Consider the following 12,210-nt stretch of genomic DNA (forward strand, 5'->3'; position numbering starts at 1 on the left):
GGTCGCCCTGCGCGACGGCCGGGTCGTGGCCCGAGCCGCCTGGTGGGGCGGCCCGGACGACACCGAACCGCTGACCGTCGAGTGGTTCGACTTCGCCGACGGCGAGGAGGAGGCCGGCGCGGAGCTGCTGCGCACGGCTCCCTGGAAGGTCGGCCTGGAGCTGAACCTCCCGCCCGGCTGGCGCGACGACGCCGAGCTGAAGGCCGCCGCCGAGGCCCGCTTCGAGGCGGCCCGGCGGGCCGGCCAGGAGATCCTCGTCGAGCGGTACATCTACCGCTGGACCCCGGACCACGGGCTCCCCGACCGCCCCGGCCGCCTGGAGTTCGGCCCCGAACCCGACGACGCCGTCTTCTTCGACGCCCTGCGCCGCATCCACTCCGTCACCCTCGACGCACACGCCCTCAAGGCCATCGAGGAGGGCGGCCTCGACCAGGCCGCCCGGGAGGAGATCGACTTCTTCCGCTGGTGCCCCTCCCCGCGCGAGTGGTGGCAGGTCGCCCGTACGCCCGAAGGGGCGCTGGCCGGCATCCACATCCCCGCGCACAATCCGAGCGGCCCCTGCATCGGGTTCATCGGCGTCGTCCCGGAGCAGCGCGGGCACGGGTACGCCTACGACCTGCTCGCCGAGTGCACCCACTTCCTCGCGGAGCGGGGCGCGCAGTTCATCGCCGGGGCCACCGACCAGGGGAACTTCCCCATGGCGGCGCACTTCGCGCGGGCCGGGCACCCCGTGGTGCGGGAGCGGGTGAACTTCGAGTACCGGGGCGATGTCAGTGCGGGGTGACAAGCTGGACTGAGACCGGCTGAAGCGTGCTGAGGGACAGGAGAGGCCATGGGGTTCGACGGCGGGATCTGGCGGGTGCGGTGCGGCGAGGAGGAGGCCGGGGAGATCGCGATCGACGACGACGACTTCCCGTGGCTCTCCGGCCGCTTCACCCCCGGCCCGGCGTACGCGGCCGTCGAACCCCTCTTCACCCGCGAACTGGCGCTGCTGAACGAGGACCGGACCGAGGAGTGGGAGGCGCTCTACGGGGAGATCACGGCCCGCGTCTCCCTCTCCTCCCCGGACGGGCCCGTGCCCGAGTTCCTCCTGCACATCGAGGGGGAGCGGGCCTGGTTCCGGTGGAGCGACGAACCCTTCGACAGGGAGTGACGCAGGTCACACGTGCGACTGTCACACCCGGGCGCTCCAGGTTGTCCAAGCGGTGTACCCAAACGGTCACCGCACAGGAGGACACCATGGAAGCCCGCCTCGACCTCTTCGGCAACCAGCTCTTCGGCAAGGTCCTGCGCCACGTCAACTCCGCCGGCAAGGTCGTCACCGACTCCACACTCCCGCACGCCACCCAGGAACTGGTCAAGATCCGCGCCAGCCAGATCAACGGCTGCGGCTTCTGCACCGACATGCACACCAAAGACGCCACCGCCGCCGGCGAAACCCCCACCCGCCTCAACCTCATCGCCGCCTGGCGCGAAGCCACGGTCTTCACCGACGCGGAGCGGGCCGCCCTAGCCTTGGCTGAAGAGGGCACCCGCATCTCGGACGCCCACGGAGGCGTCTCCGACGAGGTGTGGCAGGACGCGGCGAAGCATTACGACGAGGAGCAGTTGGCGGCGTTGGTGGCGCTGATCGCGATCATCAACGCGTACAACCGCGCGAACGTGATCATCCGCCAGCCGGCGGGGGACTACCAGCCGGGGATGTTCGGCTGAGGGGAGTGGGCGGTGGGGTAGGGGGTTGACCGGGGAAGAACGGCGGAGCCGGGAGCTCATGAAGGGGGCGCTTCTGTGGTTCGGCGAGTGCCGCGCCGTTGTGGCTGGTCGCGCAGTTCCCCGCGCCCCTGAAGGCGGCTGCGCCGCCATGATTCGGTCCTCGCGCAGCGCCTGCCGCGCCGGCTCCCGGCTCGCTCAACCCCCCGCCCCCAACAACCCCTCCGCCACCTCCAACACCTCAGTCACCCGCAACGCGAACCCCGCATCACAAGCATGAGGCCGCCCCGAGGCAACCGCCTCCAGCAACGCGTCCACCGCGGCCCCCAACGCCTCCACCGCCCCACTCACCCCCTCCGGCAGCACAGCCACCCCCGCCTCCCCCCTCAACTCCACCGCGTTACCGGAAGCCGCCTCAGGAGCCGTCAGGCTCAACGTCACCGTGCTGGACGCCCCACCCGCGTGCTCCAGCACCAGAAACACCGTGTCCCCGGGCCCGTGCACAGCCGCCCCCACCCGCGTCACATCCCCCAGCACCGGCAGCAGCACGGACAGCGCATGAGGCCCCACATCCCAGAGCGCCCCCTTCTCCCGCCGCCACCGCGACTGCGCGAACTCACTCCCGGCGGACGAGAACACCGCCCCGAGCCACTCCGCCCGAGCCGTGAACCACCCGTCCGCACCGGCCTGTTCACCGATCCACGCGGAGATCGCCGGATCGAACCGGGCCGTGAAGAACACCACGGACGCGGCCCCGTTCTCCCGTGCCGCCTCCACCAGCCCCCGCCCCTCCCGAGAGGACAGCGCGAGCGGCTTGTCGAGCAGCAGATGCCGCCCCGCCCGCGCAGCCCGCGTCGCCGACTCCGCCTGGATGTCCGGCGGAAGAGCCACGGCAACGGCGTCCACGTCGGCGATGAGCGCGTCGACGTCGTCGTAGGCCCGCACCCCGTGCTCGGCGGCCAGTGTCTTCGCCGCGTCGGGACGCCGCCCCCACACCCCGGCGAACTCCAGGGCGGGATGCCCCGCGAGGGCGGGAGCGTGGGCGAGGCGGGCCCAGGGCCCCGTGCCGAGCAGTCCGATACGCATTGACGTCCGCCTCTTCCGGGAACGAGCCAGGTCCGCACGAGCCTGACACATGCCCCTGGACTGTGCGCAAGACCCGGGAAGAACGGTCTCATCGGGCGGACGGTCCGCACGGACCGCCGGATCCCTGATGTACTTCTGCCGACCGGGTAGAAACCGCTTACCATCCGGAGGCCACCGCCCATGGCGTCGTCGTACGAGCGCCCGCTCGACCACCGCTACCGGGACGAGCACCCCGTCCGCACCCTCGCCTACCTCTTGCGCGCCGACCGCCGCAAAGTCCTCGCGGCCGTCGCCGTGTTCATCGTGAAGCACAGCCCCGTCTGGCTGCTTCCGCTGGTCACCGCGTCCATCATCGACACCGTCGTCCAGCACGGCCCGATCGGCCGCCTCTGGACGAGCACCGGCGTCATCCTGTTCATCCTGCTCGTCAACTACCCCCTGCACCTCCTGTACGTCCGGCTCCTGTACGGCAGCGTGCGCCGGATGGGCACCACCCTGCGCTCGGCGCTGTGCACCCGCATGCAGCAACTCTCCATCGGCTACCACTCCCGCGTCAGCGCGGGCGTGCTCCAGGCGAAGGTCGTCCGGGACGTCGAGTCGGTCGAGCAGATGGTGCAGCAGTCCTCGGACCAGGGACTCGGCGCGATCACCGTCCTCGTCGGCGGCCTGGTCGTCATCGGCGTGCGCACCCCCGAGTTCCTGCCGGTGTTCCTCGTGGTGGTGCCCGCCGCCGCGCTCGTCGTCGCCCGCCTCAGGGAGCGGCTGCGCAGTCACAACGAGGACTTCCGGCACGAGGTGGAGACCCTCTCCTCCCGCGTCACCGAGATGACCCGCCTCATCCCGGTGACCCGCGCGCACGGCCTGGAACGCAAGGCGCTGCGCCGCATGGACGGCACCCTCAGCCGTCTCCTCGACTCGGGCCTGAGGCTCGACCTGGTCAACGGCCGCTTCGGGTCGATCGCCTGGGTCGTCCTGAACACCGTCGGCGTGCTCGTCCTGGCCGGCGCCGCGCTCGTCTCGTACTACGGCACCTGGGGCGTCACCGCCGGCGACGTCGTCATGCTGAGCGCCTTCCTGACCACCCTCACCGGCTGCGTCACCACCCTCACCGGCCTAGGGCCTGTCCGGCGGACCAGTCTGCGGTCGCGGGGTCTGGCACGCACATCTGCGGCGTTGTCGTCGGTTGCCGACGCTCCGCGTCGCCGCCCTCCTCCGCCTTGCAGCTGCACGCACCAGACCCCGCTCACCGGCGTCGAGGCGGGGCCGTCACTCTTGTGCAGCCTGGTCCGCCGGACAGGCCCTAGCCCCGATCATCACCAAGGGCCTCGAATCGGTCCGCTCGATCGGCGAGGTCCTCCAGGCCCCCGAGACCGAGGACAACGACGGCAAGACCGAAGTGGCCGCCGTACGCGGTGCGGTGACGTTCCGTCAGGTGAGCCACGCGTACGACACCGGCCGGGCCGCCGTCCGCGACTTCACCCTCGACGTCTCCCCCGGCGAGACCGTCGCCCTCGTCGGCGCGTCCGGCGCGGGCAAGTCCACCGTCCTCAACCTGGTCATCGGCTTCATCCGCCCGACCGCGGGCCAACTCCTGCTGGACGGCACCGACATGAGCACCCTCGACCTGCGGACCTACCGCCGGTTCGTCTCGGTCGTCCCCCAGGAGTCCATCCTCTTCGACGGGACGATCCGCGAGAACGTCGCGTACGGCATGGAGGACGAGGCCGACGAGGACGCCGTCCGCGCGGCCCTGCGGGACGCCAACGCCCTTGAGTTCGTGGACAGGTTGCCTCAGGGCCTGGACACCCTGGTCGGTGAGCGTGGTGCCCGGCTCTCCGGCGGGCAGCGCCAACGCCTCGCCATTGCAAGGGCGTTGATCCGCGACCCCAAGGTACTCGTCCTCGACGAGGCGACCTCCGCGCTGGACACCCGCTCCGAGGCGCTCGTCCAACAGGCCCTCGCGCGGCTGCTCCAGGGGCGGACCACGTTCGTCGTCGCACACCGGCTCTCCACGGTGCGTGGCGCTGACCGGATCGTTGTCATGGACGAGGGCCGGATCCGCGAGATCGGCACGCACGAGGAGTTGTTGCGTCAAGGTGGGGCGTACATGGCCCTGCATGCGGGGCAGGTGGCCTGAGGAGGGGGGACGCGTATGGCGGTCGAGGGGTGGCACGACTACGTCGCACGTGAACTGCGGCCCGTGCTCGCGGTGTTGGCGGCGCGACCGGGGGAGCGGAGGGGAGAGGGCGTCGTCGGTGCCGACCCGGTGCCGGGGGCGCTGGAGTGGACGCTGCCGTGGGGGATGGACGACGGCAACGGGCTCGTCCGCGTCACCCTGGTCACCGAGATCGTGCCGGAGACCTACGAGCGCCGGATCCGGGTCGTCGTCGCCGCCGGTGCCCGGGGGTTCCTCCAGGGCGGCGGCAGGCTCGCGTTGCCCCGGTACGGCGACTGGGGTGCCGAGGACGCGCGGTCGCGGGCCGAGGCCGACGGTTCGCGCCAGGTCCCGCCGCCGGACCGGGAGTTGACGCGGGGGATGGCCGAGCACCTGTGCCTGGCCCTCGGCGGGCTGCCGGACACGCTGAGTGACGAACCCGGCGGCGAGGTGGGCTTCTCGGTGGAACCGGCCGAGAAGAGCTGAGCGGTTCGGGGCCGGTCCGGGGGAGTCGCCGGGCCGGCCCCGGAGCGGTCGGGACGACCGGCCTGGAATCGGCCGTCGCCGAACGGTTCCCTCCGTTTGGGGAATCGTTTCCCCGCGAACCTCGAACCGCTCAGGAAACCACCGAATCACTCCCGTCGCACGGCTCCCGCGCCCCCGCCGCCGGCTCCGCCAGCCACTCGGCGATGGTCCGGGCGATCGGCTGCCCCGTCTCCACCTCGACGAACCCGAACTGCCCCGACTGGTTGCACTCCAGGAACCACCAGGTGCCGTCCGCGTCCTCCGCGAAGTCGAAGGCCCCGTACGCCAGTTCGGCCGCCCGGAGATACCCGAGCACCCCCTCGGCCACCCGGGGCGGCACCTCGGCCGGCGTCCACGGCATCGCCGGGGACGCGAACCGGACGTCGACCTCGGCGGGGTCGGCGTCCGGTGCGACTGCCTTGCGCGCGGCCAGCATCCGCTCCCCGACGGCCGTCAGCCGGACGTCCGCCCGCTTGGCGACCCGGCGTTGCAGCAGGGTCGGACCGTACGCCACCGCCGAGAAGTCCGCGTCCGGCGCGACCCTGCTCGTCGGCACCGCGCGCGGCGGCTCCTGCGGATGTGCCCCGGACACCGGTTTCACCACCAGATCCGGGAACCGCTCCGCGAACTCCCGCGCGGCCTGCGGAAACGTGGTGATCAGAGTGGCCGGCACCGGCAGTCCGGCCTCCTGCGCGGCCCTGAGCTGCCACGGCTTGTGCCGGGCCCGCGCGGCGGCGTCCGGATGGTTCATCCAGCGCGCGCCCGTCGAGCGCAGCATCCCGTACAGCGCCTGCGAGGACTCCTCGGTCAGCCACTCGGAGGGCTCGGCGACCCGCGTCGCCGGCACCCCGGGACGGCGTACCCACACCGACCGCAGCCCCTCCATGCTCAACAGCCGTCCAGCGGACGAGAGATGGCCGCGGAAGCCGCCGTGCGCGTACTCGCCGGAGAGCGAGACCCCGCCGGTCAGGTCGGCGGGGTCCAGCCGGACCACCGGAACCCCCGACGCGTTGAGGTGGACGACGACCATGTCCGCCGTCACGTCCTCCTCACAGGTCAGGATGAGGACGGTCATCTCAGTCGTCGAAGTGCGTCTTGGAACCCGCCGTCGACGTCGTGGTCCCCAACTCCCTCAGCAGGGCGAGGTCCGCCGCGGCGATCCTGCCGTCCGAGAGCACGTTCAACTGCATTCCTGGGTCGTAGGCGTACGGAGCGGTGGTCGCCGGCTCCGCCGCAGGGCGTGCGTAGTTGAGCGCGAACGGTTGCATCGTCTCTCCTCTTCGGTGCTGCGCCGACCGAGCCGTCGTCTGCCGCGTCGTCGCTTCGCCCGGTGGTTCTCTTGGGCTTCCATTGACTTATACGAATCGAACGGGTGATTGGTTTCCTCACGCTGCGTGATCGCGGCGGGATCGGCGCTCAGCCCGTGAGACCGCGGGGTGGGACGAAAAGGTTGATCCGGTCAAGCCGGGATCTTCGCCGAAGTCGTGGTCAGACGGCGTCTTCGGACGACGCCCGCAGGGAGCGGAGCGCGAGCAGCAGCACCCCGATGTCGTCCAGGTACACGGGGTCGGGCAGCAGGTCGGTCGGCAGGACGAAGTAGAGGACCGCACCCCAGAAGATCCAGCGCGGCCCGGTCGGCAGCCCGGCCCGCCGCAACTCCCGCCGGGTACGCACCAGCCGGACCGCCACGGCGACGGCGGCGGCGAGCAGAGCGGTCGCGAGGAAGGCGCCGACGACGAGCACCGTCGTGGTCGTGTCCACGTCCCCTCCCGGAGGTCCTGAGGGCCCGCCGGTCGCGGCCCCTGTCAATGGGAGTACCCCGGGAGGGCGTTCGTATCGCCTCGCGCGCCGCAAGGCGACGGGCACACAGGTTCGGAAAGGCTTGGCTCACTCCACCGGCTCACCCGAGTGGCGCGAAGCCGTACGGGTGTCCCTAATGAGCAGGGTAGCCGCGTGCCGCACCTCGGGGGCGCAGAGGCGGCCGCACCCATTTCATGGAGAACAGCATGACCACCCGCTCTCCGTCCGTCCGTCCGAATCCGACCGCCATACCCGGGGGCGAGGCGCCGCGAACCGCCGCCGCACCCCCCGACGGCCCTCCGCACGGCACCGCCGTCGACGGCCTCGTCCGCGCCGCCGTGGCCGACCGGCCGCTGGAGGAACTGGCCGAACTCATCACCCTCCTGGAGGAGTCGCCGGCCTCGGCCCGCGCCGCCTCCGACGCCCTGCGCGCCGCCGGGGTGGACCGCTCCGTCGAGGACGTCACCCGCCTCGTCACCCTCCTCACCCGCCCGCCCCGCCCCGCCGAGGGCGCCGACGAGATCATCCGCGCCGCGGCCGAACGCCGCCCCGTCGAGGACGTCACCCACCTGATGGCGCTCCTGCACCGCACCCCCCTCGAACCGCACTGCGAGCAGGAGGCCCTGCGTACGGCCGCCACCCGCCGCCCGATCGAGGAACTCGCCCAGCTCATCGGCAGGTTGAGCGAGGAGGAACGCGCGGCCCGCACGGCCCCCGACCGCACGGTCGTCGAGGCACCGCCCCCGCCACCGGCCGAGTCCGTGCGCCCGCTGCTGTTCCATCCTCCGGGCCGGGCCTCCGCGGCCGAGCCGCTGCTCCAGTGGTTCGCGGGCGGCCCCCTGGAGCTGTCATGACCGTGCACATCCCCCGTACCGGCGTCACAGGAGTCACCGCATGACCACCACCGCACAGCCCCCGGCCGCCACCGCGACCGTGTCCGAGGAGCGCTGCCTCGATCTGTACCGGGCGCATCTGAGCAAGGGCCGGGCCACCGTCGCCGAGCTCTTCGGCAGCCACATGGAGGTCGAGTCCGCCGGCGCGTGGCTCACCACGAGCGACGGCGAGCGCTTCCTCAACGCGGGCGGCTACGGCGTGTTCCTCATGGGCGCGCGCCATCCCCTCGTCATCGAGGCCGTCGAACGCCAGTTGCACCGGCATCCGACGGCCACCCGCATCCTGCTGGAGCCCACCGTCGCCCAGGCCGCCGAGGCGCTGGTGTCGGTGATGCCGACGGGCCTGGACCGGGTGCACTTCGCGGTGTCCGGCACCGAGGCGGTCGAGGCGGGGCTCAAGCTGGCCCGCGCGAGCGGCCGGCGGCGTACGGTCGCGATGCTCGGCGGCTACCACGGCAAGACCATGGGCGCGCTGGCGGCGACCGCGAAGAAGGTCTACCAGGATCCGTTCCGCCCGATGCTGCCCGACTTCACGCACATCCCGTACGGCGACGCCGACGCCCTGCGCGAGCAGTTGGCGGCGCATCCGGGCGAGGTGTGCGTGATCCTGGAGCCGGTCCAGGGCGAGGGCGGGGTGATCATCCCGCCGAAGGGCTTCCTGAAGCAGGTCGAGGCGCTCGTGCGGGAGTACGACGGGTTCCTGGTCCTCGACGAGGTGCAGTCCGGTTTCGGGCGGCTCGGCGAGTGGTGGGGTGCCGACATCGAGGGCATCCTGCCGGACGTGCTGCTGGCCGGGAAGGCGCTCGGCGGAGGGGTGGCGCCCGTCTCGGCGGTCGTCGCGACCCGCAAGGCGTTCCGCCCGTTCGACAAGGACCCCTACATCCACACCGGGACGTTCTCCGGGCAGCCGCTGCTGATGGCGGCGGTGCAGGGCGCGATCCGGGCGGTGCAGGAGGAACGCCTGGTCACGCGCTCGATGGAGCTGGGTGCGCGGCTGCTGCCGCAGATCACCGAGATCGCCCGGCGCAACCTGCCGGGTCTGCTCGTCGAGGTGCGCGGCAAGGGCCTGCTGATCGGCGTGGAGCTGGTCGAGGCGGGGCTGGCCGGCGAGCTGCTGATCGAACTCTTCAACCACGGGGTGGTGGCCAACCACTCGATGAACGGCAGTTCCGTGGTGCGTTTCACCCCGCCCGCGATCCTCACCGACGCGGACGTGGCCCATCTTCTCGACTCTTTCGACAAGGCGACCCGTGACCTGGTCAGCGGCTCCGCCACGATGCCGGAAAGGCGGTAGCGACCGTGCGACAGGTGACTCTTGAGGCGCTGGTGCCCGCGCAGTCGGCGCAGGACGTCTTCCACGCCGTGCGGCGCTGGGAACGCTTCCCGGAGCTGGCGCCGCACGTGGAGGCGACGACCGTGCACGCCACCCATCCCGAGCCGGACTGCTCCTCCAGTTGGGAGCTGCACTTCCGCAGCGGTCTGCTGCGCTGGACCGAGCGCGACGAGTTCCTCGTGGACAAGCTGGAGATCCGCTTCGAGCAGACCGACGGCGACTTCGACTCCTTCGACGGCACCTGGACGCTGGTCCAGGAGGGCGCGGACGTCCGGCTGCGGTTCGCCGCCGAGTTCGACTTCGGCATCCCGAGCCTCGAAGGGATCCTCGACCCGATCGCCGAGCGGGTGATCAGGGAGACCGTCGCCTGGTCGGTCACCGGGATGTTCCCCGGGACCGAGGTCGTCGGGGAGACCGCCGAGGTGCCCGCCACCGCATGACGTGACCCGTTCCACGGACTTTCAGACAGGAGGCGAAGCGGCATGGACCAGGCGAACCCGTTCGAGACCCCCCGCACCTATTCTCTGCACCGCGCCGAGTACCTGGTCGGTTTCGCGGTGTCGACCGGACTGATCATCGCCCATCTCGGGGACATCCGGTGGGTGCCCTTCATCGGGCTCTTCCTCTACATCGACCTCATCGGCTACATCCCGGGCGCGATCGCGTTCAAGCGGGCCGCCGGGAAGCCCATCTCGAAGGCGTACTACGTCCTCTACAACGTGATGCACAGTCTGATCACCCAGGCCGCGGTGATCGGTCTGTGGATCTGGCTGATCGGGCCGGAGTGGGCGCTGCTGGCGATCCCCTTCCACCTGTTCGGCGACCGCGGTCTGTTCGGCAACTTCATGAAATCGTTCGCGCTGCCTTTCGAGCCGGTGCGGCAGGACGGCTATCTGCGCCTCCTGGACGATCTGGGCCTCGCCCACCCGAAGCCGGCCGGACACGCCACGCACGAGGGTGAGCCCGCTCCGGTGGGCCACCTCCCCGCACGGGCCGGGCGATGAGGGCCGACGCCGCGCCGGCGGTACGGCACGAGGGGCGGGTGTACGGCACGACCGTCTCCTCCCTGACGACCGTGTCGCGGACCCCGCTGCCGCTCGCCGCGAGTCTGCGGAAGGGCTGTGACCTGGCCCATCTTGCGGTCGCCGAGGGGCGGTTCGCGGACGAGGGACTCGCGGCGGGCGGCTCCCCGTTCGACGGGTCCGCCTGGCGGTCCGCCCCCTACTCGGGCGCCCCGCTGCTGGACGGCGCGCTCGCGCACCACGGCTGCCGGGCGAGCGGCACGTTCTCCGTGGGCGACCACGAGGTGCTGCCCGGCCTGGTGGTACGGGCCGACGGCGGCCCCGGCGGGATGCCGCTGCTCGCCCACAACGGCGAACTGTGCGCGGGCGGCCCGGACGCGGCCCACGTGCCGGACTCTGCCGCCACCCGCCCAAACGCGACCCGCCCGAACGTGACTCATCCGAAAGAGAAGGAAGGGGCAGCACTGTGAGCATCGACGACACCGAACCGACCGTCGCCCCGGAGGCCGGCTGGGGCACCGCGCCCGGCCTCCTGGACGGCGCCATGCAGCTCACCCTCGGCCCGGACGACTGCGATCTGGCCTACTGGATCACCTCGGTCGCCCAGGGCACCCTGAAGGACCGGGGTGTGACGGGGCATCACGCGGACGCCGGGGTCCCGGACTTCCTGAAGCAGCCCGGGGACCCGCTGCGCGAGGCGCTGATCCTGGAGTTCGGCTACCGGGGCGTGTCCGAGGAGATCGCCACCCGCCTCCTCGCCCCCTACGTCGAACTCGCCCCCGGCATACCGGAGATGGAGTTCTACGCGACGCAGATGCTGGACGAGGCGCGGCACGCCCGCGTGTTCCGCAACCATCTGGTGGAGCTGGGCATGCCGGCGAAGACGCTCCTCAAGGACGTCGAGGAGATGGCCGCCGAGTACCGGCGCCAAGTGCTGGCGCCCGTCGAGGAGTTCACCCTCGACATCGTGCGCGACAAGAAGGACTTCGCGGGCGGCGTCGCGGTGTTCTGCATCGTCATCGAGGGTGTCCTCGCGCCCGCCGCGGAGCTGAGCGAACGCAAGTGGGGTCCGCTGTCCCCGGCGACCAGCGAGATCTCCCGGGGCACGTCGATCGACGAGATCCGCCATCTGACCGTGGCGAGCACCATCCTCAAGGACCACCTCGCGGCGCACCCCGAGTCCCGGGACCGGATCGTGGAGATCATCCAGGCCGGTGTGAAGATGTGGGACGAGGTCCCCGACCGGGAGTTCGTGATCCACCGCGAGAACCTCTTCCAGGAGGGCATGGCCGAGCGCGCGGACCTGATCGGCGACTACGAGATCTGGCCCGGCACCCGCATGCTCGACACCACCGCCGAGCAGCGCTACGACATGGCGGACCGGTGGACCGAGCAGATGGCCGAGGTCCGCATGGCGTACATGGGCCTGCCGCCGGAGCTGCTGGGCGGTGCGGGGGGCTCCGCGTGAGGGGTGCCCCGGCCGGGCGGGCGGCGGTGATCGCGGGCCTCGGCTGCCATCTGCCGCCCGACGTGGTGACCAACGAGGACCTGACCCGCCGGCTGGACACCTCGGACGACTGGATCCGCTCCCGCACCGGGATCGCCAGCCGGCACATGGTGGCCCCCGGGGTCGCCACCTCGGACCTCGCCGTGGCGGCGGGCCGGCGGGCGCTGGATGCGGCGGGC

General features: G+C 71.7%; 14 protein-coding genes and 3 pseudogenes. 13 read left to right on the forward strand and 4 right to left on the reverse strand.

The genetic code is table 11. The features are described from left to right. The 3 genes from ACVNF4_RS24560 to ACVNF4_RS24570 all read left to right on the forward strand — a co-directional run. Positions 1 to 784, forward strand: a 784-nt coding sequence (locus ACVNF4_RS24560; RefSeq protein ID WP_461805045.1) for a GNAT family N-acetyltransferase, incomplete at its 5' end; no start/stop codon positions are given. Between the two features lie 48 nt (positions 785 to 832). Next, positions 833 to 1,153 (forward strand): hypothetical protein, encoded by a 321-nt coding sequence (locus tag ACVNF4_RS24565; protein ID WP_461805046.1) that lies wholly within the window; start codon positions 833 to 835, stop codon positions 1,151 to 1,153. A gap of 86 nt (positions 1,154 to 1,239) precedes the next feature. Continuing rightward, a complete protein-coding gene (locus ACVNF4_RS24570) occupies positions 1,240 to 1,713 on the forward strand; it encodes a carboxymuconolactone decarboxylase family protein (protein WP_461805047.1) in 474 nt (157 codons plus the stop codon). Between the two features lie 195 nt (positions 1,714 to 1,908). Here the strand turns inward: ACVNF4_RS24570 and ACVNF4_RS24575 are convergent, their stop codons facing one another. Then, a complete protein-coding gene (locus tag ACVNF4_RS24575; RefSeq protein WP_461805048.1) occupies positions 1,909 to 2,796 on the reverse strand; it encodes a Gfo/Idh/MocA family protein in 888 nt (295 codons plus the stop codon). Positions 2,797 to 2,976: 180 nt separating this feature from the next. Between ACVNF4_RS24575 and ACVNF4_RS24580 the strand changes: the two are divergent. The 3 genes and pseudogenes from ACVNF4_RS24580 to ACVNF4_RS24590 all read left to right on the forward strand — a co-directional run. After that, positions 2,977 to 3,903 (forward strand): annotated as a pseudogene (locus ACVNF4_RS24580) (ABC transporter transmembrane domain-containing protein); the annotation flags it as partial. 193 nt (positions 3,904 to 4,096) lie between these two features. After that, a pseudogene (locus tag ACVNF4_RS24585) lies at positions 4,097 to 4,933 on the forward strand (ABC transporter ATP-binding protein); the annotation flags it as partial. A 15-nt stretch (positions 4,934 to 4,948) separates the two neighbouring features. Beyond that, complete coding sequence (locus tag ACVNF4_RS24590; RefSeq protein WP_461805049.1) at positions 4,949 to 5,437, forward strand: hypothetical protein; 489 nt, start codon at positions 4,949 to 4,951, stop codon at positions 5,435 to 5,437. Between the two features lie 130 nt (positions 5,438 to 5,567). On the opposite strand, the gene tgmB is transcribed toward ACVNF4_RS24590, so the two are convergent. From tgmB to ACVNF4_RS24605, 3 genes are all read right to left on the reverse strand, one after another. Continuing rightward, positions 5,568 to 6,551: an ATP-grasp ribosomal peptide maturase gene (gene tgmB, locus ACVNF4_RS24595; protein ID WP_461805050.1), complete on the reverse strand. Its 984-nt coding sequence runs from the start codon at positions 6,549 to 6,551 to the stop codon at positions 5,568 to 5,570. A 1-nt stretch (position 6,552) separates the two neighbouring features. After that, entirely contained in the window at positions 6,553 to 6,744 is a 192-nt protein-coding gene (gene tgmA / locus ACVNF4_RS24600; RefSeq protein ID WP_461805051.1) for a putative ATP-grasp-modified RiPP, read from the reverse strand. A 220-nt stretch (positions 6,745 to 6,964) separates the two neighbouring features. Beyond that, the gene (locus ACVNF4_RS24605) at positions 6,965 to 7,237 is read right to left on the reverse strand and encodes a DUF1232 domain-containing protein (protein WP_461805052.1); all 273 of its coding nucleotides are present in this window, start codon (positions 7,235 to 7,237) and stop codon (positions 6,965 to 6,967) included. Between the two features lie 245 nt (positions 7,238 to 7,482). Between ACVNF4_RS24605 and ACVNF4_RS24610 the strand changes: the two genes are divergently transcribed. The 7 genes and pseudogenes from ACVNF4_RS24610 to ACVNF4_RS24640 form a co-directional block, all read left to right on the forward strand. After that, positions 7,483 to 8,130, forward strand: a complete 648-nt coding sequence (locus ACVNF4_RS24610) for a hypothetical protein (protein ID WP_461805053.1) — start codon at positions 7,483 to 7,485, stop codon at positions 8,128 to 8,130. A gap of 40 nt (positions 8,131 to 8,170) precedes the next feature. Then, entirely contained in the window at positions 8,171 to 9,463 is a 1,293-nt protein-coding gene (locus tag ACVNF4_RS24615; RefSeq protein ID WP_461805054.1) for an aspartate aminotransferase family protein, read from the forward strand. A 14-nt stretch (positions 9,464 to 9,477) separates the two neighbouring features. Further along, the gene (locus tag ACVNF4_RS24620) at positions 9,478 to 9,942 is read left to right on the forward strand and encodes a type II toxin-antitoxin system RatA family toxin (RefSeq protein WP_461805055.1); all 465 of its coding nucleotides are present in this window, start codon (positions 9,478 to 9,480) and stop codon (positions 9,940 to 9,942) included. A gap of 42 nt (positions 9,943 to 9,984) precedes the next feature. Further along, entirely contained in the window at positions 9,985 to 10,506 is a 522-nt protein-coding gene (locus ACVNF4_RS24625; protein WP_461805056.1) for a hypothetical protein, read from the forward strand. Continuing rightward, positions 10,503 to 10,994 (forward strand): flavin reductase, encoded by a 492-nt coding sequence (locus ACVNF4_RS24630; protein ID WP_461805057.1) that lies wholly within the window; start codon positions 10,503 to 10,505, stop codon positions 10,992 to 10,994. Before ACVNF4_RS24625 ends, ACVNF4_RS24630 begins: the two co-directional genes overlap by 4 nt. A gap of 74 nt (positions 10,995 to 11,068) precedes the next feature. After that, positions 11,069 to 11,992, forward strand: a complete 924-nt coding sequence (locus ACVNF4_RS24635) for a ferritin family protein (RefSeq protein ID WP_461805058.1) — start codon at positions 11,069 to 11,071, stop codon at positions 11,990 to 11,992. Then, a pseudogene (locus ACVNF4_RS24640) lies at positions 11,989 to 12,210 on the forward strand (3-oxoacyl-ACP synthase); the annotation flags it as partial. The gene ACVNF4_RS24635 and the pseudogene ACVNF4_RS24640, both read left to right, overlap by 4 nt.

The organism is Streptomyces sp. S6 (genome assembly GCF_054880855.1).

What these genes read in the sequence shown, in the direction of transcription:
- ACVNF4_RS24565 (WP_461805046.1), top strand. Translation starts at nt 833, where the DNA reads ATGGGGTTCGACGGCGGGATCTGGCGGGTGCGGTGCGGCGAGGAGGAG.
- ACVNF4_RS24570 (WP_461805047.1), top strand. Translation starts at nt 1,240, where the DNA reads ATGGAAGCCCGCCTCGACCTCTTCGGCAACCAGCTCTTCGGCAAGGTC.
- ACVNF4_RS24575 (WP_461805048.1), bottom strand. Translation starts at nt 2,796, where the DNA reads ATGCGTATCGGACTGCTCGGCACGGGGCCCTGGGCCCGCCTCGCCCAC.
- ACVNF4_RS24590 (WP_461805049.1), top strand. Translation starts at nt 4,949, where the DNA reads ATGGCGGTCGAGGGGTGGCACGACTACGTCGCACGTGAACTGCGGCCC.
- tgmB (WP_461805050.1), bottom strand. Translation starts at nt 6,551, where the DNA reads ATGACCGTCCTCATCCTGACCTGTGAGGAGGACGTGACGGCGGACATG.
- tgmA (WP_461805051.1), bottom strand. Translation starts at nt 6,744, where the DNA reads ATGCAACCGTTCGCGCTCAACTACGCACGCCCTGCGGCGGAGCCGGCG.
- ACVNF4_RS24610 (WP_461805053.1), top strand. Translation starts at nt 7,483, where the DNA reads ATGACCACCCGCTCTCCGTCCGTCCGTCCGAATCCGACCGCCATACCC.
- ACVNF4_RS24615 (WP_461805054.1), top strand. Translation starts at nt 8,171, where the DNA reads ATGACCACCACCGCACAGCCCCCGGCCGCCACCGCGACCGTGTCCGAG.
- ACVNF4_RS24625 (WP_461805056.1), top strand. Translation starts at nt 9,985, where the DNA reads ATGGACCAGGCGAACCCGTTCGAGACCCCCCGCACCTATTCTCTGCAC.
- ACVNF4_RS24630 (WP_461805057.1), top strand. Translation starts at nt 10,503, where the DNA reads ATGAGGGCCGACGCCGCGCCGGCGGTACGGCACGAGGGGCGGGTGTAC.
- ACVNF4_RS24635 (WP_461805058.1), top strand. Translation starts at nt 11,069, where the DNA reads ATGCAGCTCACCCTCGGCCCGGACGACTGCGATCTGGCCTACTGGATC.